This window comes from Prochlorococcus sp. MIT 1307 (genome assembly GCF_034092395.1).
Classification (GTDB): Bacteria; Cyanobacteriota; Cyanobacteriia; order PCC-6307; family Cyanobiaceae; genus AG-363-K07.
Genome location: NZ_CP139301.1, coordinates 71,844 through 98,482, shown reverse-complemented (window position 1 = coordinate 98,482; position 26,639 = coordinate 71,844). Strand labels below are relative to the sequence as shown.

General features: G+C 41.6%; 32 protein-coding genes and 1 pseudogene. 9 read left to right on the top strand and 24 right to left on the bottom strand.

What is annotated here, in order from left to right; all coding sequences use genetic code 11:
* Positions 1-351: 351 nt before the first annotated feature.
* Positions 352-654 (bottom strand): hypothetical protein, encoded by a 303-nt coding sequence (locus tag SOI82_RS00520; RefSeq protein WP_320667453.1) that lies wholly within the window; start codon positions 652-654, stop codon positions 352-354.
* 9 nt (positions 655-663) lie between these two features.
* On the opposite strand from SOI82_RS00520, the gene SOI82_RS00515 reads away from it, so the two are divergent.
* From SOI82_RS00515 to SOI82_RS00500, 4 genes are all read left to right on the top strand, one after another.
* Positions 664-849 (top strand): hypothetical protein, encoded by a 186-nt coding sequence (locus SOI82_RS00515; RefSeq protein WP_320667452.1) that lies wholly within the window; start codon positions 664-666, stop codon positions 847-849.
* Positions 850-885: 36 nt separating this feature from the next.
* A complete protein-coding gene (locus SOI82_RS00510; protein ID WP_320667451.1) occupies positions 886-1,605 on the top strand; it encodes a dienelactone hydrolase family protein in 720 nt (239 codons plus the stop codon).
* Between the two features lie 40 nt (positions 1,606-1,645).
* Positions 1,646-2,263, top strand: coding sequence for a DUF938 domain-containing protein (locus SOI82_RS00505; protein WP_320667450.1), 618 nt, complete (start codon positions 1,646-1,648; stop codon positions 2,261-2,263).
* 192 nt (positions 2,264-2,455) lie between these two features.
* Complete coding sequence (locus SOI82_RS00500; RefSeq protein ID WP_320667449.1) at positions 2,456-2,734, top strand: hypothetical protein; 279 nt, start codon at positions 2,456-2,458, stop codon at positions 2,732-2,734.
* Between the two features lie 290 nt (positions 2,735-3,024).
* Here the strand turns inward: SOI82_RS00500 and SOI82_RS00495 are convergent, their stop codons facing one another.
* From SOI82_RS00495 to SOI82_RS00465, 7 genes are all read right to left on the bottom strand, one after another.
* Entirely contained in the window at positions 3,025-3,183 is a 159-nt protein-coding gene (locus SOI82_RS00495) for a hypothetical protein (RefSeq protein ID WP_320667448.1), read from the bottom strand.
* Between the two features lie 9 nt (positions 3,184-3,192).
* Positions 3,193-4,095: an MBL fold metallo-hydrolase gene (locus SOI82_RS00490; RefSeq protein WP_320667447.1), complete on the bottom strand. Its 903-nt coding sequence runs from the start codon at positions 4,093-4,095 to the stop codon at positions 3,193-3,195.
* Between the two features lie 386 nt (positions 4,096-4,481).
* Positions 4,482-4,709: a hypothetical protein gene (locus SOI82_RS00485; RefSeq protein WP_320667446.1), complete on the bottom strand. Its 228-nt coding sequence runs from the start codon at positions 4,707-4,709 to the stop codon at positions 4,482-4,484.
* On the bottom strand, positions 4,706-4,846 hold the full coding sequence (locus SOI82_RS00480; protein WP_320667445.1) for a hypothetical protein: 141 nt from the start codon (positions 4,844-4,846) through the stop codon (positions 4,706-4,708). Before SOI82_RS00480 ends, SOI82_RS00485 begins: the two co-directional genes overlap by 4 nt.
* Before the next feature lie 206 nt (positions 4,847-5,052).
* Entirely contained in the window at positions 5,053-5,430 is a 378-nt protein-coding gene (locus SOI82_RS10515) for a hypothetical protein (RefSeq protein ID WP_414153513.1), read from the bottom strand.
* 698 nt (positions 5,431-6,128) lie between these two features.
* Positions 6,129-7,040 carry an OsmC family protein gene (locus tag SOI82_RS00470; RefSeq protein ID WP_320667444.1) on the bottom strand — a complete coding sequence of 304 codons (912 nt, stop codon included), beginning with the start codon at positions 7,038-7,040 and terminating at the stop codon, positions 6,129-6,131.
* Positions 7,041-7,069: 29 nt separating this feature from the next.
* Positions 7,070-7,234, bottom strand: coding sequence for a hypothetical protein (locus tag SOI82_RS00465; RefSeq protein ID WP_320667443.1), 165 nt, complete (start codon positions 7,232-7,234; stop codon positions 7,070-7,072).
* 207 nt (positions 7,235-7,441) lie between these two features.
* Between SOI82_RS00465 and SOI82_RS00460 the strand changes: the two genes are divergently transcribed.
* Complete coding sequence (locus SOI82_RS00460) at positions 7,442-7,735, top strand: hypothetical protein (RefSeq protein ID WP_320667442.1); 294 nt, start codon at positions 7,442-7,444, stop codon at positions 7,733-7,735.
* A gap of 108 nt (positions 7,736-7,843) precedes the next feature.
* Here the strand turns inward: SOI82_RS00460 and SOI82_RS00455 are convergent, their stop codons facing one another.
* The 3 genes from SOI82_RS00455 to SOI82_RS00445 form a co-directional block, all read right to left on the bottom strand.
* Positions 7,844-8,272, bottom strand: coding sequence for a secondary thiamine-phosphate synthase enzyme YjbQ (locus SOI82_RS00455; protein ID WP_320667441.1), 429 nt, complete (start codon positions 8,270-8,272; stop codon positions 7,844-7,846).
* A gap of 93 nt (positions 8,273-8,365) precedes the next feature.
* A complete protein-coding gene (locus SOI82_RS00450; protein WP_320667440.1) occupies positions 8,366-8,551 on the bottom strand; it encodes a hypothetical protein in 186 nt (61 codons plus the stop codon).
* A gap of 428 nt (positions 8,552-8,979) precedes the next feature.
* The gene (locus SOI82_RS00445) at positions 8,980-9,114 is read right to left on the bottom strand and encodes a hypothetical protein (protein ID WP_320667439.1); all 135 of its coding nucleotides are present in this window, start codon (positions 9,112-9,114) and stop codon (positions 8,980-8,982) included.
* Positions 9,115-9,717: 603 nt separating this feature from the next.
* Between SOI82_RS00445 and SOI82_RS00440 the strand changes: the two genes are divergently transcribed.
* Positions 9,718-11,004 (top strand): hypothetical protein, encoded by a 1,287-nt coding sequence (locus SOI82_RS00440; RefSeq protein ID WP_320667438.1) that lies wholly within the window; start codon positions 9,718-9,720, stop codon positions 11,002-11,004.
* Here the strand turns inward: SOI82_RS00440 and SOI82_RS00435 are convergent.
* Positions 10,989-11,315, bottom strand: a complete 327-nt coding sequence (locus SOI82_RS00435) for a hypothetical protein (RefSeq protein ID WP_320667437.1) — start codon at positions 11,313-11,315, stop codon at positions 10,989-10,991. The genes SOI82_RS00440 and SOI82_RS00435 overlap by 16 nt on opposite strands.
* 51 nt (positions 11,316-11,366) lie before the next feature.
* Positions 11,367-12,857: a metal ABC transporter solute-binding protein, Zn/Mn family gene (locus SOI82_RS00430; RefSeq protein WP_320667436.1), complete on the bottom strand. Its 1,491-nt coding sequence runs from the start codon at positions 12,855-12,857 to the stop codon at positions 11,367-11,369.
* Between the two features lie 90 nt (positions 12,858-12,947).
* Between SOI82_RS00430 and SOI82_RS00425 the strand changes: the two genes are divergently transcribed.
* Both SOI82_RS00425 and SOI82_RS00420 read left to right on the top strand, forming a co-directional pair.
* A complete protein-coding gene (locus SOI82_RS00425; protein WP_320667435.1) occupies positions 12,948-13,652 on the top strand; it encodes an ABC transporter ATP-binding protein in 705 nt (234 codons plus the stop codon).
* Positions 13,630-14,445: a metal ABC transporter permease gene (locus tag SOI82_RS00420; RefSeq protein WP_320667434.1), complete on the top strand. Its 816-nt coding sequence runs from the start codon at positions 13,630-13,632 to the stop codon at positions 14,443-14,445. The genes SOI82_RS00425 and SOI82_RS00420 overlap by 23 nt, the downstream gene beginning before the upstream one ends.
* Before the next feature lie 139 nt (positions 14,446-14,584).
* Here the strand turns inward: SOI82_RS00420 and SOI82_RS00415 are convergent, their stop codons facing one another.
* Both SOI82_RS00415 and SOI82_RS00410 read right to left on the bottom strand, forming a co-directional pair.
* Positions 14,585-15,664, bottom strand: coding sequence for a hypothetical protein (locus tag SOI82_RS00415; protein ID WP_320667433.1), 1,080 nt, complete (start codon positions 15,662-15,664; stop codon positions 14,585-14,587).
* Positions 15,652-17,034 carry a GTP-binding protein gene (locus SOI82_RS00410; RefSeq protein WP_320667432.1) on the bottom strand — a complete coding sequence of 461 codons (1,383 nt, stop codon included), beginning with the start codon at positions 17,032-17,034 and terminating at the stop codon, positions 15,652-15,654. Before SOI82_RS00410 ends, SOI82_RS00415 begins: the two co-directional genes overlap by 13 nt.
* A 435-nt stretch (positions 17,035-17,469) precedes the next feature.
* Between SOI82_RS00410 and SOI82_RS00405 the strand changes: the two genes are divergently transcribed.
* Positions 17,470-17,742 (top strand): hypothetical protein, encoded by a 273-nt coding sequence (locus SOI82_RS00405; RefSeq protein ID WP_320667431.1) that lies wholly within the window; start codon positions 17,470-17,472, stop codon positions 17,740-17,742.
* 23 nt (positions 17,743-17,765) lie between these two features.
* On the opposite strand, the gene SOI82_RS00400 is transcribed toward SOI82_RS00405, so the two are convergent.
* From SOI82_RS00400 to SOI82_RS00360, 9 genes and pseudogenes are all read right to left on the bottom strand, one after another.
* Positions 17,766-18,644 (bottom strand): hypothetical protein, encoded by an 879-nt coding sequence (locus SOI82_RS00400; RefSeq protein ID WP_320667430.1) that lies wholly within the window; start codon positions 18,642-18,644, stop codon positions 17,766-17,768.
* 60 nt (positions 18,645-18,704) lie between these two features.
* The gene (locus SOI82_RS00395; protein WP_320667429.1) at positions 18,705-19,112 is read right to left on the bottom strand and encodes a hypothetical protein; all 408 of its coding nucleotides are present in this window, start codon (positions 19,110-19,112) and stop codon (positions 18,705-18,707) included.
* On the bottom strand, positions 19,075-19,335 hold the full coding sequence (locus SOI82_RS00390; RefSeq protein ID WP_320667428.1) for a hypothetical protein: 261 nt from the start codon (positions 19,333-19,335) through the stop codon (positions 19,075-19,077). The genes SOI82_RS00395 and SOI82_RS00390 overlap by 38 nt, the downstream gene beginning before the upstream one ends.
* Positions 19,336-19,410: 75 nt before the next feature.
* Positions 19,411-22,194 (bottom strand): CHAT domain-containing tetratricopeptide repeat protein, encoded by a 2,784-nt coding sequence (locus tag SOI82_RS00385; protein WP_320667427.1) that lies wholly within the window; start codon positions 22,192-22,194, stop codon positions 19,411-19,413.
* Positions 22,195-22,256: 62 nt separating this feature from the next.
* Positions 22,257-22,430: a hypothetical protein gene (locus tag SOI82_RS00380; protein ID WP_320667426.1), complete on the bottom strand. Its 174-nt coding sequence runs from the start codon at positions 22,428-22,430 to the stop codon at positions 22,257-22,259.
* 156 nt (positions 22,431-22,586) lie between these two features.
* Positions 22,587-22,832 carry a hypothetical protein gene (locus SOI82_RS00375; RefSeq protein ID WP_320667425.1) on the bottom strand — a complete coding sequence of 82 codons (246 nt, stop codon included), beginning with the start codon at positions 22,830-22,832 and terminating at the stop codon, positions 22,587-22,589.
* Between the two features lie 77 nt (positions 22,833-22,909).
* Positions 22,910-24,124 (bottom strand): hypothetical protein, encoded by a 1,215-nt coding sequence (locus SOI82_RS00370; RefSeq protein WP_320667424.1) that lies wholly within the window; start codon positions 24,122-24,124, stop codon positions 22,910-22,912.
* The gene (locus SOI82_RS00365) at positions 24,121-25,428 is read right to left on the bottom strand and encodes a hypothetical protein (RefSeq protein ID WP_320667423.1); all 1,308 of its coding nucleotides are present in this window, start codon (positions 25,426-25,428) and stop codon (positions 24,121-24,123) included. The genes SOI82_RS00370 and SOI82_RS00365 overlap by 4 nt, the downstream gene beginning before the upstream one ends.
* A 43-nt stretch (positions 25,429-25,471) precedes the next feature.
* A pseudogene (locus SOI82_RS00360) lies at positions 25,472-26,350 on the bottom strand (replicative DNA helicase); the annotation flags it as partial.
* Positions 26,351-26,639: the final 289 nt, after the last annotated feature.

Below are 26,639 nucleotides of genomic sequence, written 5' to 3'. Positions count from 1 at the left end.
ATTGGTGTATGAATAAGACCTTACCCTTGAGCCAAAATTCAATGAATTTGTTTGCTGCTATTTGTGGAATGGTTGGAACGGCTTGCTACTTGGCTTTCTTTATTAGTGGTCGACGAGACAGCGATGGTCAAGGAACGAACATGACTTGAATATTGGTTTGTGCAATTAGAGAACACTTTTGACATCCAATTGTCAGATCTTTTCTTTTTGACAAATCACTAAATTTTTTGGCCTAAATGACTAAGGATTTGGGATTCTTGCTTCTAGAAGCAAACTCTTCAAATATCAATAAGCTTCCCACCCTCAAGTGCATTCAAGGGCTATTTAATGGCCTGTAAGTATAGATCTTTCTCATGCAAAAATCTTTTTATTAGCAATCTCAAAAGCTTTGGCAGTACTGGCTTTTGACGCCCAAGGATAAGCCCTTAAATGTGCTTCTAGGCTATGCCCCATCGACATAGCTACTGAACCTGCATCAACACCTCGGATATGTGCACGCAAACTGTAAGAGTGCCTAAAGCTGTAAGGAACAATATTGACTCCTTGAGTCTTCTTCATCACTTCCCGCAAACTGTTCCAACTCTCTCGACGTTTTAAATAAGTGTTGGCAATGCTGATGTCCTCCCACAACAAAAACAAGAACTGAGTTTTCAAATCCTTAATTTGGTTTGTTCTCAAAATGAATGGCTGACCTCTAATGAGATTGGAATGTCACTTGGTTGTAACCCTGAACATGCTCGTCGTATCTGTAAAAACCTTTATTTAACAGGTGAACTTGAACGACAACAACGTCCCTCAGGAGGCGGGCGACCGTTATGGGTTTATGGCGTTAAGACTTTTCCTACATAGGGTGTGTAGTGAGTTCAGTAGTTTGTGTTCTGACTAATGGCAGGAAGATGGGTAGTAATCGATGGTGGTCAAGTTCCCTTGCGCTGCTGGTGGGCTAACCCAAATAAAGGTAATCAAAATGTTGTATTGGTCTTGCCTGAGGTCTTTGGAATTAATAGCTGGGTTCGCTCTGTTGTTGATCGATTAGAGGAGAAAGGTATCGCTTCTTTGGCGATGCCTCTTTTTGCTCGTACAGCTCCAGAGTTGGATCTTGGCTATAGCGAAGACGATTTGATTGAAGGACGACGACACAAAGAACTCACTACTACTGAGCAGATTCTTGCCGATGCTTCTGCAGCTATTGCTTGGTTAAAACAGCAAAATCAACAATCAAAGATCACGGTCGTTGGATTTTGTTTTGGTGGTCATGCTGCACTGATTACTTCAACACTCCCAACAGTCAGCTCCACTTTTGACTTTTATGGTGCAGGCGTGAGTATCAGTCGGCCTGGTGGTGGTTCGCCCAGCTTGGAATTACTCCCAACTGTTTCCGGAGAATTGACTTGTTTATGTGGCACCTCTGATCCTCTAATTCCCCTATCTGATCGAACCTCAATACAAGAAGCCTTGAGGAAAGAAGATCCAGAAGGGAGCCGAATGACCTATATCGAAGTTGTGTCTGCCGATCACGGATTTATGTGTGAGCAACGCTCAAGTTTTAATGCCGAGGCTTCTGAACTTGGTTGGGGTTTACTTCTAGAGAAGCTGAATGCTTAGTTAGGAGATAAGGCTTAAATGATTCTTACTAGATGCACCAATGGACGAAAGACTCTTTTTTCCGGCAACTGAACGAAACAGAGGCCCCATAGGAGAGGTCCTTTCGAAAATCCTTCCTTCAAATGGATTTGTTCTAGAAATAGCTAGTGGTAGTGGAGAACATGGAGTGACATTTCAAGAACGCTTTCCCAACATTCATTGGCAGACAAGTGATCCGGATCCCTCCTATAGAAAAAGCATTAGCGCGTGGATTAAGCATCAAGGATTAATTGCCAAGATGCCCCAACCATTAGATCTGGATGTTCAAAAAAGACCTTGGCCCTTAACTTACGAATTTCGATCGTCTCTTAAAGCCATCGTCTGTATCAACATGATCCATATATCTCCATGGGGTTGTACACAGGCGATGTTTGAAGAATCTGGGAACCTCTTAAAGGAGGATCAATGGTTGATGTTATATGGACCTTTCAAAAGGAATGGTGAACACACTAGTGAAAGCAATGCGCGATTTGACCAGTCACTAAAGGTACAAAACCCAACTTGGGGTGTTCGGGATTTAGATGTGGTCAGTGAAGTAGGAATAAAGAACGGATTTGAGAACCATGATGTTTTTGAAATGCCTGCCAATAACCTGTCTGTCATTTTTCAGAAGCGATAGAGACAATAGAGCTGGTTATGGGTCCTTCGTAGAGCTTTGTTCAAGAGGGGTATTCGAATCTCGCTTATTCGTTAGCGCCAGTTTTCAAAGTTGGAGACAGTTAACAAAAAAGCTACCTAACATATCTCCCATAACACTTTGTTTAGGGCTCTTCTAGCGAAGTCCAGTCATACCACTTTTCTTGTTTAATCAATGCTTTGTAGTTATTCAGAAGCCAGTCGCTTTTTGGGGTGGAAATCAAGAGCGACGCTCTATCGATTAAGAAGAGATGGATGGCTAAAAGACTATGAGGAGACGATTGAAGGTAAACGATATTTAGACATGAAGCCCAGTGGGAAGGATTCTCTCGCAAGGCATTGCATGGGCGTATTGGCTTATCGCAGTACAAATATTGAGATCATCGACTTTGATCCTGATGAGTATTTAAATGAGTTAGCTAAACAAATCGCTGCATCCCCTAAACCTGCTTAAACGCTATCTATAAGAGTTCTTATGCATTTGAGACTGGTGAAGGGTGTCTCCTATTTGAAAGGTTGAAACCTAGAGAGACTTGAAGCCTTCGGACGACCCACGATGAAACCTTAGGAAGGACCCATTTTGTTCTTGATTGGATCTAGCAAATATGTGTGCAGTGTTGCCTCTGCATTAGGAGAAGTCATAACCCAATAAATAAAAGCTCCGCTTGATAACAAAAAGATTATTCTCGGCCAAAAGTTTTCTGGATAATTCGGATCTTGCTTAAGCGTTTTTTTCTCTTTCATTTATTTGCCCAGAGCGCTGCTTTTCTTGGTGTCGAAAAAGAGTTTTATAGCCAATGGAAGAACAAGCCAAAAGAGTGGAAGAGCTTGAGAAGAAAGTCCAGCATTTAGAAGCAATGCTGCGACTCCAAGTAAGAAAAAACAAATGAGTTCTTGTGGCATCTTCTACTCCTAAATCTGTCCAGTTGAGGTTGTTCTTCCTGCATGACGCAATGTTTGTTCGAGAGCCTTGTTCCATTGTCCTGGCATGAATTGATGGGCATATCCATGCCCAGGTAGTAACCAGTGAACTTCTAGATCGAGAAGCCTTTCTACTGATTTCAATTGCTCGGTCCAATTCCACCAGCAATAATCTTTTGATGCAACTATTACGGACTTTTTGGGATTCCACCAAAGGTGATCTCCGCTAAACAAAATTTGTTGTTGATCACCAAGTACAGCGACCATTGATCCTTTGGTATGTCCAGGCGTTGGAATTAACTTAAGGTTCTTTCGAAGAGATAGAAGATCAATTCCTATGACTTGCTTTTCTGCTTCAGGTGCTGCATCTGCATCGTCTTGGTGAATCCACCTTTCACAGTTAAAAGCTTTGGCCCATTTTGCGTGGTCTGCTACATCATCTCGATGAGTTAGAACTATTTGGTTAATACCACCCATCTTTTTGATTTGTTTGGCAAGTGGAGCACTCCAGCGAGGGGAGTCGATAAGCACATTGCCTTCTGCACCATGAATTAGCCAACTGCTGGCGCCAAAACTACGTTTTGAACTCCAACCGCAGTAATAGACATCTCCTGCAGGATGTTTGTTAACCAGTATTGGGAAAACATCAGCAGATGATTTGGCAGTCAAGTGTTTTGGAGCGCCAATTGCTGCAACAGGACAATCGATTAGGGCTAAAAGAGCTTTCTCAACTTCTTGTTTCCCATCTGGCTGAGTGTGAACGTATGAACTGCTTCCAGTTGGTGCAAAATGTTCAGGGTCTATGTGCCAGCAACTACCACAATCAATGCAGCTTGAATCCACAAAAAATGGACCAGGTGAATTATTTTTTAGCCGATCTTTTATGCGAGCCATAGCAAGTTAATTATCTAATAAATACACTGGATTTGGTCTTTCTAGTTTGAATAAAGCGTGAATAGAAATTTCTTATTCGCTGAGATCTTTTGCTATCACTAAAAAGGAGGTTTTCATTGAATACCCTGCCACGTGCAAATGGGAGCGTATTAAGTCGTTAACTCGATGAGTTAACCAACTGTCCATACTTGTTAACCGTCGAATCTAGGGACACTTCGAGCTTTCGGATGACCCACGATGAAAGCCTAGGAGGAACCTATTTTGTTCTTAATTGGATCTATTAAATAAGTGTGCAGGGTTGCATCTGCATTAGGAGAAGTCATCACCAAATAAATAAAAGCTCCTGCAGACAAAAGAGTGATTATTTTTTTGTAAAAACTCTGAAATCAATCATCGTGAACTTTGCAATGTGAATTATCAGGATGACCTTCGTACTCTTCATGCCAAAAACCTAAATCAGAGAAGTTCTTCGCAACTTCTCGTTCGAACCCACATTCCTTAAGTGGAACTATTTTGTTATCAACAGAACAAGATATTTTTTCCGGTGATATTATCTTTGGAGACTTGTTCTTTAATACATCTTTGAGAATAGAGAATGGTGTAGTTAACTTCATTGAAATCCTCCTTTGCATGCAACTGCAAATTCATGCCAAAATTCTCGAATACCAATAAAAGCTAATCCGACTAGGGACATTCCCACCGCGATAGGAAGAATAGATTCAATTAAGTTGAGTCCTTCTTGATAGTTCATTACAGACCTCCTGAGGAAGTTTTGCGAGGGGCTTCCGACCAAAGCCCCTCTAAAGCCACTCAGAGCATTAAATTGTTTCTGCCCATCTAGGCTCTGAATATGTTCTAATTAATAATTAGGGAAATATCTATGGTGCAATCACTAAAGCATTTAAGCTCAATTTTCTAGATTCATATGCTTCAGATTAAAGGCTAACTGTTGTCTTTTTATGGAAGCCAAGAAGTTGTAGGTAAAGGGTCTTGAAACGATTTTTGTTGATCTTCTAAATCACAAAGTAAATCACACTGAGTCAGCGATGGATTAGAAATTCTATCAAGAATCCTAGCCATATCTATTGCTGATAGTTCTCCATCGCTAGACCATTTCAGTGTGGTTTTTCGCTGAACAGGAGGAACTGCACTTTTAGCAGCAGGTAAACTTTTCCTCAATTCAAGGTTATCTAAATAAGCTTTCGCGGAATGTAGGTCAGCTGAGTACACACAACGGCTTCTTGAGCATGATAGATATATCCGACCATTATCACCTCTAAAACAAGTAATTGTACTGCCTTTAGGTGTTACAAGTAGAGGGTTTCTAGTAATCATTACTCTTCCTCCTTTGTTAAGCGATTCTGAGCGGCGTGGTGATGCTGAATTTCAATACATTGAGTTATACAATGCATACTATTATCATTTAAAGAACAGGCAGTAACACATGCAAAATACTCATCAATAGCGCCATGCTCGATATCGATTTCATCCGCTCGAATAGTCAACTTACTAGTCATAACTAGCACCTCCTTAATCAGGCAAAGAAACTAGCATTGAATCGACAATTGCGACCTTTCTCCTGCAAAATGTAAAGTACCTATTTATTATTCAATGGCTAGGAATAAGGACTTAACTAGTACATATTATTTGCAATTAAATAACAAAATTGACCCTTCTTTGATCCTCACGGAAAAAAGAAAGGCCAATCTTAATTTGCGTTTTTTAGTGAAGCTTCTTGCTATTAATCGCCTGGGGCCAAGTTTCTAGGTGTAAGGCTGATAAGACTCCATTGAGGGCACCTAAACGATGCAGAGGAGTGTCATCAATGTTTTAATGACCAGCCCACTTATAAAATGAGACTGTTGGAGCAGGGACCGCAAGTCAATTCGCTTCTATTTGATACTCAGGTGGAGTGTCGATCATCAATCCCTCCGTGCGACTTGCAATGATTTTGTAGCAACCGATACATTATTGCAATCCGTCTTAATGCTCATTTTGGTTATAAGTGCTAGTTCACCAAGATTGGGGAATGGTTAAGCCTCGACCTGTTGAGTCGTCACTAGGAAAGAATTTAACTTCGTTCTTTTGAGTTGGTCCCCTTCCCAAATCCAATAAACCGGATCAACTGCTTTAGCCGCCTTTAAATCAGGTCTTTCACGCAAACTTACAGGAACAAATTCTTTAGAAGAATCGAAGTTCTCATCACGAACTGCTTGATTAAGGACGATGCTGCCTTTCGATCCTGATACAGAGCGATGGTATGTCCCAATAGGAATTTGTAGGGCACCCATTTTTTGATTGAGATAAATCACGTGATGAGGTTCATGCCATTCAGGGTTCAACAAGGTAAAAATCCGCTTACCTGACAAAACTAAATTGTGGTCAATTTGATGCTTATGGATGTAATACTGCTCATAGTCTTCGTCATCAGGAGGAGAAATTGCTCTACCTTTGTGAATAACAACATCAGATCCATTAGATCCTTTGACACCTGCATCAAAGAATGTCACTTGGGGCGTTTCCCGAAAGACATGAGTTGGGACAAAGTTCAGAGAAGTATTTTCTTTCTTTTTCTCTTGATTCCAGTTGACGTTGATTTGTATGGAGTCATTTAAATTTCGTAAAACCGGACAGTCCTTGGTGGCTTTCTTCAGGGCCTTTAATTGATCCGATTTGATATCAGCTGGCATCTCAATTTGAAGTGATAAAGATTCGATCTTGCGAGGTCCTTGAGTTGTCATTTTCTTATCAATTTCAACTCTCATTCCATTTAATTTCCATCCTTGCTCTTTAGCGGCAATTCCCATCACTGTAAGGAAGCAAGTTCCTACAGCTGTAGCTAGTAAATCAGTCGGAGCAAAATTTTCACCTTTACCTGCATGGTCAACAGGTGCATCCGTTCTCAGCTTTTGTCCTGATTGCTCATGCTGAGCCTCGGTATGCAAATCTCCAAGATAGCGACAAAGAATCCTGTCTACACTTCGTAGAGCTTACAGGTGGATTTTGTGGGATGAAGTTTGCATTCCTGTTCCCAAAAGTCACCCTGCCTTTCATTCGGTAACTGATAAGAGAAATCGTGAATACGATCAATATCTCTAAGTGGGTTCGCAACAACAGTAAAAGGAGTTCTTAGCTTCATAATCCTCCTATTCGGTTACTTCCTTTCTAACACATCTATAAGAATTAGATATAGGGCTTTTACTCAAGTATTTAGGCTTTACGGTTCTCACTCACTAAAGTGTTATTAACCGAAGTGAGTGATAATGACCGAATCAATTTCTTCGGTTTACATCATTAGGTATTTTAAAAACTTTGAGCAAAGTAGGGAAGTCTCGCAAGGGTAATCATGTACACCTCTTTATTCGATACTTTCTTTACCGACTCTTTCTTCTCACCTACCAGGACTGTGTATGTGGTCTCTGATAGCCAACTTGAGGAGATCAAGCGTAATCAACGTCAACAGGAGCTCGACGATCTTGAAGCTTCTCGCAAGAGGCTAGAAGAGACTTATCAGTCACGGATCAAAATCATTGATGAACGTGAACACGAGCTTCAAGAAGAACTCAAGGCGCTAGCACCAGCAGAAAAAAAAACTGAACTTCCTGCTGAAGAACCTGAAAAGTGCGCTGTTAAGGCTTAATCCTTTCAACTAGCTGAGTGATGGGGATCACTAAGGACGTATTCAAGGGGCCGTAACTGGCCCCTTTTTCTTATGCAGGTTTTTTGGGCAGCATTCCTATTGTTTCCTTTACTGAATGCTGACTACAACGTTCCTTTTTTTAGGGCCATCTAGCTCAACGAAGATTACATCTTGATATTGACCTAATTGCAACTTTCCATCTTTAAATGGCACGCTCACATCATTACCAAGCAATAAGGCTTGCATATGGGAATGAGCGTTCTTCGGCTCATCTTCCGGGATGTTATCTCTTAGATGTAGATCATCATGTTTATATCCCTGCAATGGTGGCGCTAATTCCTTTAACCATTTTTCCAGATCCAGTATCAATCTCTCTTCCATCTCATTGACAATTAAGGCTGTTGTCGTATGCAAGCAAGACACACATACAACACCTTCTAACTGTGTCCCGCATTCGATAATGCTCTCAATTTGATTAGTGATTGCGTGACATGAAAATGATGAGTTGGTATGAATTGAAATCGTTTCTGTACGCATAAGGCTGTCTTGTTGTATTGAGCAAGTATCCAAAGATCTGAGATGATCTTGGCTGGATGAAGGTCTGCTGTCCCATCATCCGATCACTACTAATTATCCACGCGTGTAGTAGTGGATTACGTCATAAATTAGATAAATAACAAAAGCGGCACCAAGATATAAACCGAGCCTGGGACCTTTGAATAAAGAATTGAAGGAGTTTGACTTCTCTTCTTTCTTTTCATTTTTCTTTTGCTTAGGCGGCAGGCCTTGCTCCTTTCGTCGCTTAGCTTCTCCCATGAATCTGATTGAATATCATATTTCCATCATGACCTTTACAGGCAAGTCTTCAATCAATATCCAATAAAAAAGCCCCCCATGCATAAAAGAGGCTCTCTTTATTAAGACCGTTTGATCCCCATCACCCGGCCACAAAGACGATAGTGGGTGTCAAGACCAAATGGGACAGTCGTAACACTAGATATAGATTTGACTTAACCTATCTTTAACTTCCAACACCACTTGTAGTAGGACTTGATTTTCTATTGAATTCCGCTTAGAAAATAAGCTCCCCATCACCCAGGCCCGGCGTGTTTCGCAAGGGCCTTTTTTATTGCCTAGGTCTTAGTACCATCCAGGCAATGAACACGAGTCCTGTCAGGCTCACAAATACATAAATCCAATCGGCGTAGGGCGTCCAAAACATTTTTAGCTCTGGTGATAATCAGTTAGTTTTTGATGTGCTCTTTGTTGAGGCAGCTAATAAGCGATGTTGCAGGTATTTCAAGAAGTGCGCAGACAGCCAGCAACTCATCAGTACCTACTTTTAGCTTTTTAGCTAGCTCTAAAACTCGGATCGTCATAGCCGTTTCAAATTGATTAATGCGGCTTGAAAAGCCAGTGCAGAATCAGAGTGGCAACAACTCCTGCTACGAAGCCGAATACCAAACTCAGTTGAGCATTTGATAGTTGCCAAGACCGAAACGCATCTGTACAGCCTGAGCAGCTTTTTTCTCTAAGGCGATTAAATCCATTAGAAGATGAGTTTGATCAGGAATGCAATCAACCCAATGGTGGTGAACAAACCCACCACTAAAAGCAGATAAAGAATGTATTTCTGAATAGTGGCGGCGAAATCGTTCTCCATACCCACATCATGACGTTTCATCCACAGCGTTCAATAACAACTAGCAAAAACGACCCTCTTTGCCCACGTTTTGCCCACGAGCAAAAACACAAATCATCCAAAACCTAGTCGGGGCGACAGGATTCGAACCTGCGACCTAGTGCTCCCAAAGCATTGGGTTGTAAAAATGAGACAAGCAGCAAATCCCAGTCAACTACGAGCTCGAATGTAGTATAAAAGGGTGATTTGAGACTCAATCTTGTGTAAGATAAATAGATCTATTTAAATCTATTTAGTCAAGAGCTCCCCTTGAGCTCCCCGTCATACGATCTAGTGGTCAATGAAAGCTAGAACTGATTCTCCAGATTGGGTACAGGGCCTTAGAACTCATTTGCGCGATAATCTCTCGCCTCATTGGCAGGTGATTGAGAGAAAAGGTAGGAGAGCTTGTTTGGGAATTCGATTAGAAGATGGATCGAGAATTTATAGAAACCTCCCCGCATATTGGGAAAGAGCACAAGAACCAAGAATCAGAAAACTAGCTGATGAAATTTTTGAACTGCATATGGTTAAAAAAGTTCCACTCGATGAAGCTATAGAACGAGTTAAAAAGACAAACTCTGATGGGCCAAGAGCATCTAGGAGACCTAATCCAAAACTTTTAATTACTGCATGGGAGAGCTATGGAAATTACAAAGTCAAAGTCAGTGGAGACGTGAGTCAAAAGACATGGGACGTCGAATATGGAAAGACGTTCCGCAGACTCAAGGAAGTGGCAGCGTCGAATGCTAATGATCTACTGATTGAGATTGGCAAACAAAACGAACCAGGGTCTAGAAGCAGACAGATCAAAGTGCAACATATAGCGGCTTTCTTGAGGTGGGCCACCTCTAAAGCCTCAAATCATTTTTTGCCTGCTGATAACTGGACTCCACCTCCCAAAAACGCCCTAGGAGACTATGTGGGACGTAAGTCTGCCAAGAAGCAACAAGAATCCTCTAATCCGACTGTGGTTATAGAAGATGAGGACCTGAAGGAGCTTCTCAACTCATTACCGATTGATATTGATAAGGCTGAGAAGAAACACCTCCTAAGGGATCGTGCGATGAAGTGGGATTTAGCTCTCAAGCTTGCAATCGTTTATGGATTGCGTCCCATTGAAGTCAGCTATGACTATTTAGAGATCAAAAAGAATGGAAAGGACTATCTCTTCTGCACTTACTGCAAGAAAGCTGGTGGCGGCATTACTAAACCAAGAAGATTATGGCCATTGCATCCTGAGTGGGAAAAAGAATGGAAGCTAATTGAAAGGATCAAACGTAAGGATCCACTTCCTCGAATGAAGGCAGGAGCTGGTGATGCTTTTAAAAATTACCTGGGCTTTAACCCAGTCTGGAAAAGGTTAAAAGCTGAAAATGGAGTCGTGCCCTACAGCTTTCGGCATTCATACAGCAAACGAGGGCATCAGGTCTACAAGCTTTCTGATACAGAAATGGCAGCATTTATGGGGCACACCGTTCAAGTGCATAACGCTGCTTATGCCCAATGGAGTAGTGAATCAATGCTGGAAGCATCGATGGAGCGCGGTATTCGATATAGAGATCTCACCTCTTACCTTGTTAATTGATGAGTACAACTAGAGTCTTCTAAGCTCATATCTATTAACCAATTTTTATCAATACCAAGGAGTTCAATAGCCTTTAATTCAAAACCATCAAGTTCAAAGTAGTTGTAAGGAACATTTACCCGTAAGGTTAATTGCCCCTCTTCTCTTGAAATGGAGTGATTGGAAAATTCAAGTTCTTCAATATTTCTATTAAAATCTTTTGAGATAGTTAGTTTTAAGATCTTCTTCAGATTCCATGGAGATTTATCCATGAAACTTGCTTGATCTTCCCAGTATGTTTTATAGGCCTGGAATCCTTTTTTGCTATACATTATTCACTCCATTGAAAGTTAATTAAGGGGTTATTTATTATTAGAAGTAAGTCAACGTTTTGTCAACGAATCCCACCTGGTTTCAATTTGTGCGCCCGTGGCCTTATTGCATGAACCACCCAAGGAATTAACAATAGAACAAGTGTTATGAACAGCAACAGAAATGGTGTTTCCCGTTGGCATTAAACCATCAACATAAATTTGTTGTTTTGCTATAGGAGTGGAAGTTTGCCGACTCAAGTTTTTTAATAATTTCGAAGGAGGTTTTTGCTCAGCAAATAAGACTTTCACATTTTCTTCTTTTAGCTCCCCTAATACTCTGACAATGGTCTGAGGCCTAAGGCTCGCTGAATGACCAAGAAAATCCAATAAGCTAATAGTTTTCAAACCAAACGCATCTCCGTAGTATTCCATAGCTTTGTGCTTAGAAACGATCGTCCTTTGATTAGAAGGAATTGTGGATACTTGTCTTTGAGTCCATTGATCTAAATCTTCTAAAATAGAATTAACAGATTTAGATCTTTCACTGACAATTTTCCTATTTTCTCTATCAAAAAATGACATGTTCTTCTTGATGCTTCTAGAAATAATATTTCCCATCTTGATAATGTTATGAGGATCATGCCAGATATGAGGATCTGCTCCTCCATGGTCATGGTGATGATGATCACCGCCTTCGTCTGGAACTTGGGCTATCGGTTCGACATCATCGCCTGAAACATCTTTAAAGAAATGCTCATCGGCTTCAAACTCAAAGGGCATATGCTCAGTAAAGAATACATATTTACCAGCTTTTTTAATTTCTACATTGAATGTTGTGCTTTCTTTCCTCTCATTAAATGTGAGAACATATGCTTTTTCCTGTGCAACAAGTTGATCATCATTACGTTTAAATTCTGAATTTTTAGATTCTAATAATTCTTCAGCAAGTTCTTCTGATGCTTCAATATCACCAGACTTGAGAATGACCATTTTCATAGCAGGGTCGGCATAGTCTCCATCGACTTTTGCAAAAGACCATGTGTAGGTTCCTGGTGAAAGTTCAAAGACACCAGCCCATTCAAAAGCTTCTTCTCCATGACCTTTGCCGTGGTCATCATGATCGTCATGCTTCGAAGATGAGTGTTCATCATGGTCGTCATGGTCATCATGATCGTCATGGTCATCAATCTCTATTGCACTTACACCGACAACAGTAGTTATGGGATTATCTTGCCATTTTTTTATTGCAGGAGTCATCTCTTGACCAAGTGTGAAAACTTGACTTGCATTATTTAGAGCTTGAGCCTGTCTAGGAGAAAATTTGACATCATGAACGTCCACTTTTCTGCCAATCAAACACTTAACTTGCTTTGAAGGTGGAGCAATTGCCTTGACCAAGTCACAGACCAGCGGCTCTATTGCAACTATTGCTTTCTCCTTGGCTTGAACTCCTTGAGCTGTTCCAGATAAAAAAACCGCACCTGCTAAAAGAGAAGTTTTTAAAATTGATCTATTGATCGAAAGCCTTCTCTGGCTTGATTGCCCGAAGTGATCTGCCATGCGAAGGGAACAAATGTGGATTTAAACGATAATGGTTATCATTTCATATTGGCAAGCATATTGTTGTTTCATGTGGAAATGCTCCTATTCATGGCCAGTTTGATTGCTGAAAATTTGACATATTCCTATTCAAGGCAAAGTCAACTTGTTTTGGATGAGGTCTCAGTTGAGCTCAAACCTGGAACTTTGACTGCACTTGTTGGTCCAAATGGTGCTGGTAAGTCAACATTGCTAGGTCTACTTCAAGGCCGCAGTAAGCCTGACAAAGGTGAAATCACCATTGATAGTCATCCGTTGCTTGATAGTCGATCCCAAATTTCTCTAATGCCTCAAAGAGGAAAGTTGAACTGGAATTTTCCAATCACTGTTGAAGGATTGGTTGCGTTAGGACGAGTGAATCATTCAAGATCAACATGTTGCGAAGTAGAAGCTGCACTACAACGAGTTGGAATATCTGATTTAGGAAAAAGGAGACTCGATTCATTATCTGGCGGGCAACAACAAAGAGCATTACTTGCAAAAACTTTAATGACACCAGCAAAAATCTTGCTTCTTGATGAACCTTGTTCTGCTTTAGATCCACCTGCAAGAGAAGACTTTCTATTAATCATTCGCCAGCTGGCTGAAGCTGGGTTATCACTTTTTGTTAGTAGTCACGATTGGGGTACATCTCTAAACGCGTATGACAAGGTCGTTGCTTTGGATAAGCATGTTTTGGCTTCTGGTACTCCTGAAGTAGTGAAAGAAAAGCTTGATTCATTTAGCTGTATGCATGGTAGCTATTGCCGTGCTTAATCTTTACTCAACCCTAGAAACTTGGTGGTTAATTCCTTTTTGCGTAATTCTAATGACAGGAATACTTTGCCCGGCGATGGGCACTGTATTAATTACCCATAAGCGACTTCTGCAAGTTAATTTAATCTCTCATTGTGTCCTGCCAGGGTTGGCTTTGGCAGTAGCACTTGGCGTTAGTCCTTCCATAGGTGGTGTTTTCAGTGGATTGTTTGGATCTCTTGCAGCAGAAGCATTAACCAACAAAAAAAATGAAAATTATGAAGCAATAATGAATACAATTCTTGCTGGTTCTCTTGGACTTGGTGTTCTTCTTATACCTCTTCTTGGAATTAGGATCGATTTAGAATCTGTTCTATTTGGTGATTTATTAACTGCAAATTTAGGCGACTTAACAAGAACTATTATTTCTTTCTTAGTATTTATTTCTTTGATACTTTTTGGTTACGAAAAGCTTGTACATATTGGATTAGACCCGGAAGGAGCTTCTGACAGTGGCATAAAAGTGTCTTATTTAAATTTACTGCTTGGCCTTACGACTGCGCTTGTTATTGTTAGTTCAATGTCTGCAATTGGAGTCATCCTTGTAATTGCTTTGCTTTCCACTCCTGCCTTATTAGGTCTGCAACAAGCCCCATCTTTATGGGTTGCTATGGTTAGATCTGCAATGTTTGGATCTTTAATCTCAGTTTTAGGTTTTTTGCTTGCGCTTACTTTCAATATGTCTCCAGGTCCCCTTGTCGCTGTTTTATGCATTCTCTTAATAGGATTGTTACCTAGAAAAAGAAATAATTGATCTGTTTTGTGTAATTAGACCTACGAAGTTATTGGCTTGCTTTTAAACTAAAAGGCAGAACTTTGTGCATAAAAAACCCTGACTAAGCAGGGGTGTAACAAGATTGGAGTAGGAGGACGATTTCGCAGTTGTATTCGATTTATGAAAATCCTTTAGGAGATGTTTTTATGCGATTTTTAAAATCCCAAACATTAATTCCTCCGTTTGCATTAACGGCAGCTAGAGCACAGTCATCAGGTCGCCAAGCAATTGCTTCGACACGGCCTCCTACGAATGCACCGCCAAGTGGCTCACCATGACCATTCTTCTGGAGAAGCCAAACAAAAACCGAACCATCCCTTGATCCAGAGGCTAATAGTGACCCTCGATTGGAGAAAGCGAGGCTAGAAATCGCTCCAATGTGAAGGTCTAACTCTCCTGGTACCGTTCCTTCAGGACCATTGCCTTGAAAACTCCAAACTGTTATTCGTTCACCTCCTCCAGTGGCAAGAACCATGCCGGTTTGATCAAATGCTAGTTGACTTGGCTTGCATGGATACCCAGTCATTTCAGCATCTTGCGCAGTTGAACGTCTCCAGAAATGAACAGAATTGTCTTGACTACCGCAAGCCACAATGTCGCCATCAGGGCTAAGCACCATCGACACGAGTGAGCCTTGCCATTCCAGCTTCTGATTGACCTGGTCACGAATTACATCATAAAAAGTGACTCGGCCGTAGCATGCAGTTGCTAATTCATTCGACTTTGACCAAGCAACCGCGCTGACAGTACTAGGATGTTTATCTGAGCGCCAATGTTCTTCCCCATCAGCACCAAAAACATAGACGTACTGCGAAAAGACTACGGCTAAGAATTGTCCATCTGGTGACCATTGGAGATGTTCGACCCATCCTTTACCAAGTTCTAATGCCTTATTTGACTCACCTTCTTTACTCTTCCAAATCAGAACACGTCCATCCTGACCTGCAGTAGCAAAAATATCTCCATCTGGATGAATGGACATCGCAAGTAAGCCACCTTCATGGACTTCCTTTCGATGCCAAAGGGTGGTTCCAGACTTGCCTTCAAAGGCATAAAGGCCTCCTGCAGCATCACCCACCAAAAAAGCATTACCTTCTAGTGCCCATCCGCAAACAATGACATAATCGGCGACTTCAGTACTCCACCCCTCGTGCAGCATCCCCCGACCCTGAGGGCCGAGTTCTCTTATGTCAGGCATTTGTCGAACCCACTTTGCAAGGCCTCTTCATCAAGGTTCCGACCGATAAACACGAGTTGATTTCGGCGAGGTTCATTACCCCACTCCCTATCAGGCTGTGAGGTAAAGAGCATATGTACACCTTGAAAAACTATTCTCCGCGGCTCGTCGGCAAAGCTGATGAAACCCTTCATGCGAAAGATGTCCACACCTTTCTCTGAGAGAAGTCGGCTCAGCCAAGTGTTGAGCTTTTCAGGATCGACATTGCCATTCCGCTCAATAGCAATTGAACCCACTTCATCATCGTGTTCGTGTTGTGCTACCCAAGTTCGCTCTGCTATAGGAGGAATTAAAAGATCATTCTGTTGATTACTTCCTGACTCAGAAACTGAAGTATCCATTCTTCTTACTTTGATATCGAATTCCTCGGCCGTGTGCTGAGTGAATAAACCAAGATGTCCAGATTTTTCAACTTCAAGCGAAAACGACTTGCGCCCCTCGGACTGCAGCTGAAGGTTCACATGCTTATTCAGTGGGATTTTGTCACCTGGATGTAGGAGTTCAGCAGATTCAGCGTAAAGTCGCACACATGATTCTGCACCTTCATTGAGAGATTCTTCGTCTGTACCTTGGTCAGCTACAACGACGAGAGACATCATCGGGTCAGGCCCCTCTTCGAGACTAACTTCGTAACGACCAGGCTCAAGTAGAAAAACACCCGTCCACTCGAATGGATACTCTGGTTCTAGGAAGCTGGGGCGCCGCTCCAAAACCTGGTCAAGGTCAAAAGCACCGAGGTTTAGAACAGTTTCAACAGAGACATCCGCTTGCTTACTACGTACGACACGCGCCATACGGTTCATGTCACGTAGTCGTGCTTCAAGAGTATCGAGTGACTCATCAGAAACGAGATCAGTTTTGTTCAGAACCAGTACGTCGGCAAATGCAACCTGCTCGGAACTCTCATCACTGCGTCCCAATTGCTGATCAATATGAGCTGCATCAACAAGCGTAACGATCCCATCGAGTGAAAATTCTGAACGAATTTCATCGTCCATGAAGAATGTTTGAGCAACAGGACCGGGGTCGGCAAGCCCCGTGGTCTCAACCAATACATAATCGAACTTATCGCGTCTCTTCATGAGGTTCCCAAGTACGCGAATTAGATCGCCTCGAACGGTGCAGCAGATGCATCCGTTGGACATCTCAAAAACCTCTTCGTCAGCATTGATCACCAGTCCCTGATCAATTCCAACTTCACCATATTCATTTTCGATGACGGCGATTCGTTTACCGTGTTCTTCACTCAGAATCTTGTTAAGAAGAGTCGTCTTTCCAGAACCAAGAAATCCCGTAAGGATAGTTACAGGTACTTTTTGAGTACCGTTCATAGCCTTAAAAGCAGAAAAACAGCTCTATTGTATTGAAAATGGTTACCATTATCATGCTGATTTCCTTTTCAAGACATGCTTCACCCAAGCTTTCTTGGGTAGCAAATATGTATAAAATTTAGATTTTGCATTTTTTATCTCATAGGTTGTGGATCACTTCACTAGCCGTGAGTTTTAATTTTCGATTTCAAATCAAAGCTCATACATCGATAACCCTGCCGCCTTCTAACGCATTTAAAGATTAGAAAAGATCCAAAAACTAAGGAACATTATTGGTGGTGCACATATCAAAAGAAAGCAGGTGCTGGAACCACAGAGCCCAGAAGAGTCTTCCCTCTTCCACTAATCAATAGTGATGGTGAAGTTCAGAAATGGAATCTGATTGAACGCTGGAAAGCAGGATTAATTGAACTTCCTTCTTGCCGTGAAAACAAAATGGGGGAAGCTGCCAACACTTATTTAAAACGTCGAGAGAGTTGGAACAGTTTGCGGGAAGTGATGAAGAAGACTCAAGGAGTAAATATTGTTCCTTACAGTTTTAGGCACTCTTACAGTCTGCGCGCGCATATTCGAGGTATCGATGCAGGCTCAGTAGCCATGTCGATGGGGCATAGCCTTGAAGCACATTTAAGGGCTTATCCTTGGGCATCAAAAGCCAGTACTGCCAAAGCTTTTGAAATTGCTAATAAGAAAATTTCTTTCAATTAACACGAGTTCAATTGGCTTGAAATTCATATCATTGATTGATTGTTTTCTATAGGGCTAAATGTCAAAGCATTTAACTCTCGATTGTATTTCCAATACCCTTTAGTTCCATTCAAGTTTTCCCTCTCAGAATTAGCCTTATATTTTTCTAGAAATTCTTCCAAGGCAGCATATCTGTCTTCATATCCAGGATGAGTACTATCTTCTTTAGTTTCTTCTCCATCTCCTTCCATTAAAGAGAAAAATGAAATATTGTTTAGGCAGGTTTCTGATGGAAAGCCGGAATTAATCAACATTTTAGTTGCATTGATATCAGCATTGATTTCTGTTCTCCTGGAAATACGATTTGACAATAACTTGCGTTTATTTTCTTTTAAACCTTTTCCTTCTTTTCCCTCTTGAAGCGAATCTTTAAAAGAGTCATGATTAATGAAATGACTCAACTCATGTCCTATTGTACAAGCTAGTAAATCTTTCTTTTTGTCATAGGTTCGGAATGTAGACCTACTGATATTAATTGTTCCATGTGAGAAAGCATACGCTTCGATTCCATTTAATAGGTAAGACTGTCTTATTGCCTCATTGATATCTTTAGCAGCTTCTCCCTCATAGACTTTGAAGGGATTAATTTCTCCATAGAATTGACATTTATCCTCTTCACATAATTTTAATTCTTCAGCAGACCACTTTGTACGGCTTCCTGCATTAATCGTAAAAGTAATTTGTTGTTCTCCTAAATCATTTTTGTCTGCTATTTGATTGACTATTGTCTTGATGGTCTTGTATTCAGATGGCATCAATAGTTGAGAATTCTTGAGTTTATTAATGCTGCCAAATATCCCAAGCAAACCTACAGCTATAGCAGCTAAATAAAATATTCTTTTCCTTGAGAAATTTCTAGTCATTGTGCGATGTGATAATCAGGTAAATCAATAACCTCATCTATATAGAGGAATTCCTTTCTATTAGAGCCAACCAGCTTTATCTAGGCTTAGAGCATTTCCAATACCTAGAGAATCTGGATTAATACCGATAGATAGAAGATTGTCTGCATAAATTTCCGAGGCACTAGCCCTGTGAGGAGTCAGTAATGACAAACCGAATCCAGTAGAAGCTATGCAAATACAAGCAACCGATAAAGCAACGGATTGGAGTTTCATGATGGAAATTGGAATAACGATCAATACATCTCCTTCTTGTTCTGAGTATTTGAAGGTGATTCCAAAGCCTGTTTCCTTTGCTATTGGAGAGGTGTAAGGGCATAAAAAAAGCCCCGCTAAAAAGCAGAACTTTGAGAAAGAACTCAACTGTCTTTGTATAGATTCGGTGAATGATTTAGTAGTAATAAGTGCTATAGGTTTGGCTGCTGCCATCTGAATAGGTTGTACTTCCAAAATCACCGCGTGAAGAATAAGTAGCTCCAGGTCCGCCAACTCCGTCACAATATCTTGAGTAACCGCTGCCATAACAAGATGCAGAAGCAGGTTCAGTAACGACAGCACCTAGTCCAACTACGGAAGAAACTAAAGCGAAAGCAAAGATGGTGCTAATCCTTTTTACATTCTTTTTATCTGAGTTAGAGGCAAAGTTGGTCATTGTTTTGTAGAGGTGGTGGAGGCTTGCCTCCTTACAACTCCTTCTTGTTCTGAGTGTTTCAGGGTGATTCCACAATCACCATTTAATTGGTCTCCAATCCCCACTGAGCTGGAAGGCTGCCCATACATAAGGAAGTCGCCAGGTCTCGTTGGTTGGGTGATTCCTAAATTCCTTTTGCGTTGCGGCTAAAGCATCTGCTCTTCCTACTCCAGCTTTGAGCCGTTGATAAAAACTTTCCATAAAAGCAGCGGTTGCTTGATCATCCACCTTCCAAAGCGATAGCAAACTAGAGCGAGCACCTGCTACAGCAATGGCACGTTTAAGACCATAAACACCTTCTCCTGCTTGTATGTCGCCTTTCCCAGATTCACAACCAGAGACAACGACAAGCTCTGTGCCTTGCCAATCGAGCTTGGTCACTTCTAAAGCAGTGAGATAACCATCATCTTTGCTATTAGCATCAGGTTGATTCGCACCAGCTAGAACTATTCCACTTCTAAGAAGTGGGTTTTCGCCTTTATCTTGATCTTCTAGGTAATAAGCATGACTTGCTAGGTGCAAGACCTTGGGTGATTCTTGTTCTTGAACAGCTAATGCTGTTGCTTTTTCTCGTAGCAACAAGTTTGCATTAGTGAGTTTGGCAATCGCTTTTCCTTCCTTGGCTGTTCCAGGTAATGGTTTCCAACTCATTGAGCTGAGATCACCAGAGCGTCGTTGAGTGGAAGAAATCAAATTCGACTCTTTTGTGCGAGGCCAAAACTTCCTAGGGCTAAAAGTAGGATTGGCTACGACCAGCGGTTGTTGATTAGTTTGCTTTGACTTTTTGGCAAGATCCAATAACTCTCGGCCAGTCGTGAATAAACGAAGTTGAACAGCTTCTCCTAATAATCCATCGCCAGTTGGTGAACTAAGTGCTGCGAATGGGATTCGGTTGAGCTCAGCATCTGGTGAAATAAATAAAGTTTCCGCTCCTCCAATTGCTTCTTCTAATGGCGTCATAACTAACTGACTAACTTCATTCCATAGATCCTGAGCACCCGTCAAGCCTTCCTCAGAAGCTGCAAGAGCTTGTTCAATCTTTTCTTCTATTGGTTCTGCAAGACCTAAATCAACAGAGGTGATCTCTCCGTTGGGTTTTAAGAGCATTGCAAGATAACGAGCATCACTCCAACGCTGATTTATTGATTTAGCACCATCAAAAAGTTGATAGCGCTGATACTCCACTAGTAAAGAGTCACTTGGCATTGCTTTGGCAACTTGGTCGACTTGAATAATGCGTGGTCTGAGTTTGGGTAGTAAACGATAAAGATTGCGTTCTAATTGTTCTTTTTTTGAGCGCAAAGTTTGACGTTGTTCAACCTTCAAATTCTTTGATGAGAGCTCTTGGGTGATTTCTTGTAGTCTTTGTGTTATTTCTTGCTGTGGGCCAGGCAAATTGGCTAACTCTGATTGACGCTTCTCAATATCTTCTAACAAACCCTGACGGTTCAGCCTCGCAAATAAAGCAAGCCTTTCTCCTGATTCACTCCAAAACGAGCTGGAAAAAGCTCTTGCATGGTCAAGGTCAAAAGCTCGGGCAAAAGAACTGCGTTCATTAATGACAAGGAAAGGAGCCTCTCGTTGGATCAGAGTTAATGCAACTTCTAGTCCCTGTCTTATCAGTTGTTCTGCTCGGTCATAATCACCTTGACTGGCATAAACCATCGCCAAATTGTTGAGGGTTATTGTTGTATCTGGATGCTCTAAGCCAAAAACCTTTTTGTTAATTGTTAAAGCACGTTGATAGAGCATTTCAGCTTTCTTGTAATGCTCTTGATTGTTATAGAAGAAAGCTAAATTATTTATTCCCCAAGCTGTTTCAGCGTGGTCTGGTCCTAGTACTTTTTCATTGATTGCTAAAGCTCGTAGCAATAAAGGTTCTGCTTTGTTGTAACGACCAGTCTTGTTATAGAAAGAACCTAAATTGATGAGTCTTTCAGCTGTTTCTGGATGCTCAAGTCCTAACGTTTTTTCTTGAATAGCTAAAGCACGTAGCAATAGAGGTTCGGCCTTGTTGTTTTTCCCTTGGATGAAATAAACGACAGCAAGGTTGTTGATACTGACACCGGTCTCAGGGTGTTCTGACCCTAGTGCTTTTTCATGAATAGCTAAGGCACGCAGAAAGAGAGGCTCAGCTTTGCTGTATAGATTCTGATTGGAAAATACTATCCCAAGATTATCTAAAGCCTTAGCAGTATCAGGGTGCTTTGGCCCAAGTATTTTTTCATTGATAGCCAAAGCACGTCGAAGTAGTGGCTCGGCTTTGTAGTATTGACCTTGAGCTCGATATAACAAACCTAGGTTGTTGAGATGTATTGCTGTATCAGGATGTTCTGGCCCGAGTGCTTTTTCGTCAATAGCCAAAGCTCGAAGGAAAAGAGGTTCGGCTTTGCTATAAAGATCTAGTTCGAGGTATACCCAAGCAAGATTGTTTAAAGCCTTAGCCGTATCAGGATGCTTTGGTCCTAGTACTTCTTCTTTAACTGCTAAGGAACGTTGAAAGAGCGGTATTGCTTTGTCATAGAAACCTTGAGTGTCATATAACAAAGCCAGATCATTGAGGGTATTTGCTACAGCCAGATGTTCAGCTCCGAGATCTTTCTCCTGTATTGAAAGAACTGTTTCTAAGATTTCAGTTGCTTTTGTGTACAACGCACTTTCTTTAGCTTCTTCAGCTCTCTCTCTTAGGCGGTCAATATCATCAAGTCCTAATTCTTCTTTCTTCTGAGCAACAAGTACTTCAGGAATCGCTTCAACAACCAGCCCGCCATCGATCACAACTGGCATCAATAAAGCTGTAATGAGGGCAAAGCGATTCATAGGTAACTATGTCTTTTTTGAAGGGTTTGTGCTCTACTCAGTAATAGCTAAGCGAATTTGATTTAAGCAAGCAGGTTGAGGTTAAGACCTACCCGTGGAAGATCCTCCCCATATATTGTTGATTCATTTGGAATAGTCATTGCATTGGCTCCTCGCGGCATTACTAATGACAAGCCGAAACCAGTTGAAGCTATGCAAATACAAGCAACCGATAAAGCAACGGATTGGAGTTTCATGATGGAACCTGGAATAACGATCAATACATCTCCTTCTTGTTCTGGGTCTTTGAGGGTGATTCCAAAGCCTGTTTCCTTTGCTAATGCAGATATGTAAAGGCATCAAAAAAGCCCAGCAACTGCCAGGCATTTTTCGTGGTATTGAGAATGTCGCTGTTAGAAATAATCGTAACCACCTAGACCATTAGGCATACTCCAGGCGCTACTCCCATCGCTGAAATGGTAATCGTAACCTCCTAGCCCATTGCGCATACTCCACCCTGAAGCATGAGCAGAAGAAGTCATTGCACTTAGTCCAGCTACGGAAGCAACAAGTGCAAGAGCAAAGGCTGCTCCAACTCTTTTGATTTTTTTCCTGTTGGAGTTAGAAGCAGAGTTGAGATCAAAAGTTGAAGTGGTCATGTTTTTGAGAAGTAATGGAGGCTTGCCTCCTGACACTTCCTTCTCGTTCTGATCCTTTTAGGGTGATTCCAAAACGGTCAATTCTCAGTTTCTAGACAGCCGTCGCGTACAAGAACAGAAGTCCTAGCTTTATTCAAGGCTTTTGTTTGAGGTGCGTTGGAAGAGAACAACAATGTCAACGCCAGATTCTTATCCTTCTTTAGTTCTCGGTTGATGGCATTGATCCATCGAGATTCTTTCTTGCCTAGAGCGTCAATCAATGTGTCCAGCTTTTGGAAAGATGTACTGGGGTTCGTTTGGATTTGAATTGTTGTCCAGCTTCCAGGACTAGTGCCCTTCGGTCTAAAGCTCAAGTCAAATGTCTCGCCTGGTTGAATTGGGGATTGAATCGGCCAGGTGATAGGGCCTTCAATTCGTTTGTTCAAAGAGGCAAGCTTGCTCAAGACAATTGTTCCATTCTTGGAAATTTTGAGTTCATTGAGAGGATCAAGAGAAAAGATCAGAGGTCGATCTACTGATACCAACGCAATCGGGAGTGAGCTGGATCGTGACTGCGTGACTTCAGGAGTTAGCAAGCAAACTGTTGCGATACCATCAGCACTGCGTGTAGATCCCAAAACTGCAATCTGACTAGGTGTGAGTGAGGCAATACTTCCAGAGAGTCTTGGCCTTAGAAGTTCAGGCCCTAGAAGGATTGTTCCAGCACCCAATGCAGCTATTGAAATCACTGCCTTCATTTTCTTTTGGATCGGTGCCCAATTCCATTCAGGACTGGATTCCTCAAATAAACCAACTCTTGGGATCGCACTTGGCTCTAAAAGCCGCACAAACCTTAGGAGGCGATCAATGCCACCTCCAAACCGATCAAGGGAAAGATTGATTTCCTGTTGATTATTGAGACGTTTGGAAATTAATGACTCAAATTCTGGACCTGTTAGTACACCACGAAAGAAAACAACATTATTTTCTTCATCAACTTGTGCAGCTAAAAGAAGTTGTGGAGCTGCACCAGCTTGATACCAATCCTTCAAAGGGATAGTGATTTCATCTGAAGTGAAGCCAGCAACAACAATCTGTACCGCAAACTGATTGAGGCTGATCAGTCGCTCAGGGTTCTCAAGATCTAATTCGGGACCAAGAGGCAAGTTCAGATCTCTATCTTTTAAAACTTGCTTAAGCGCAGCAATCGTAAATTCTCTGAATCCTGAGGCATTGATAGCTCCCAACAAAACTGATCCTTCCGGGATTGGGAAGGCCTCTATGGATGGTCGCTGGGAATTGCTTTCGCTCATGATTGCAGAGCCTCATGGACTGCTTGCCTAAGAAGAGAGGTATTGCCTTTTTGTTCTGATGACACCAAATAATTCCGTAATTCTTCAATCATGCGGTCTACACCAGCTGGATCTTTAAGTAGCGGTTTGAATTCAGAACGTCTTACAAGAGCAACCGCTGCTTCTTGCGCAATGTTTTCTGAAAGCGTCTTCTCAAGTAGTAGCTTGCTAACCCAAGCTTGTTTGTGATCACACCGTGTCGCTATTTCTCTTTGCCCAAGACCCTGTCCATAAAGCTGCCAAGCCAATTCACGACTAGGATCTTTCTCCCATCGAGGACGATCTGACTCAATCGCAGCTTTCACGATTGGTTGTGTTGAGCGTTGAAGCGCTTGATGAATGGATTGGACTAGATCCGAATTGGAGGATTCACTACTAGTGGATGGAGCACTCTGCAATAAGGCTTCTTCTCCTTCTTTAAATTGACGAGTGAAATTGGTCCCGACAAGATATTGACGGATTGCTTGATCAAGTAACGCCAGGTTCTCTCTGTTCTTTTGAGGTGGATTTAATGATGCAAGGAATTCAGCATCTGGAACCCAGCCAGTAGCTTTCCCTGTGCTCTTCCTATAAACCTCTTTTGCAGCTTTGTAATTACTTAAATAAGAGCGATGCAAACTCTCCATTTCCATAACCTGTATATTCCCATCGCCACAACGTGACCAGGCTTCTCTCACTCGCGTAGGAGTGCTATCTGCAATGAGAGCCCATGGACTAATCAGCAGCAAACCACAACTACGTAAATAGGTTTTGAGATCTGAATTGGCCTGCACTTTATTTTTAGCCCAAGTAGATAGACCAGATAAATCAGGGTCAAAACTATGAATGATGTCTGTACTAAATGGCCTGATTCCTTTGTCGGCCATTTCTAAGAGGGTGTTCCAATTAAGAGGTTGACGCCGAATCTCATTACTATCTTCATCCGTTTTATAAGAGCTTCTCAAAAAGACTTCTCCTGTGTCATCAAGCACATAGACCAACATGTCTTTTAATTCAAGTTCATACTTATCGCGAAAATTATTAAATATTAGATTGACCTTCTGAGCAATTGGATGGCTCACCCTGCATCTCAGACAAAGTAATGCTTCTGAAGAATCTGGTTGATTACGACTCATTGCCCAAAGGCTTTGATCCATCTGATTTGATTCTTCTTCAATTTCAAGTTCATGCTTTTGCAGAAACTGAAATGAGATTTCGATACTTTTCCTACCTATACCCGACCCGGTAACATCCAAATATCTCAGCTCGCTATATGGGCTAGACACACTAAAATCATAATTGTTTAGGTTTTTAGATTTTAATACGAATTTAGATAGCAAGGTTCCGAAAGCGAGTGTATTGGGGTTCAAAAAGTAATTTCACTGTTCCAACAGGACCATTTCTGTGTTTGCAGATGATCAATTCTGTAATGCCTCGATCTTCTGATTCAGGGTGGTAGTACTCATCTCGATAGATCATCACCACTATGTCCGCATGACTTTCTAGTGATGCGGTTTCTCTTAAATCACTGAGCATGGGGCGTTTGTTATTGCGATGCTCAACAGCTCGTGTGATCTGAGATAACAAAAGGATTGGAACCTGCAAAGTTTTTGCCATCTCTTTTAAATCCACAATGATTTTCGAAAGCTCTTCATCGCGGGATGCTTTGTTTGGTCCATCCATTAGTTGCACATAGTCAATAACAACAAGTCCCAACTCTTTCTTTTGTCTCTCTTGGATCTGCTGACATTTAGCAACCATTCCTTCGACAGTGATTGTGGCTTTATCACTGATGAAAATAGGCATTTGACCAAGACAATTAATTCCTTCCTCCAATAACGTCCATTCCTCTTGTTGGAGTCGACCAGTCCTCAGTCTTCCTGTCTCGATGCCGACTTCCATCGAAAGCAGGCGATAGGTCAATTGCTCTTTGCCCATCTCAAAGCCAAAGATGCAAACTGGAAGGTCATGTAATTGAGCAACATTCTTCGCCATGTTCAGCGACATGGATGTTTTCCCCATTGCTGGCCTACCACCAATGACAATTAAATCTCCTCGTTGTAGACCTTGAGTCATGGCATCAAAGTCATAGAAATTGACTGGGATACCAGCAGCAGAAGTTCCAAGAGAACGACTTTCAATCTCATCAAAGGTTTCGCACAGGATGTCTACTACCGCAGACAACTCATCTGAAGACTTTTGCTGACTGGCTTCTTGCGCATTATTTGGGTCCATAGAGAGAGGAGAGTTGATTAATACCTTCTTCTTGTTCCAGATCTTTTAAGGTGATTCCAAGAACTTTTCTCTTTAATTAGAGAGCTGTTTAGACATAAAAAAGCTCGACCTCAGCCGAGCTTTTTCTTGCTTCCACTACTTCTCGTTTTGTCTCTAGCGAACAATCCAGTGAGTTCTGCATAGATCCATAGTATTTTGATTGATAAAACAATATGAACTTGCTTCAGCAGAAGGAGTGATAGCACTTAAACCAGCCACAGAA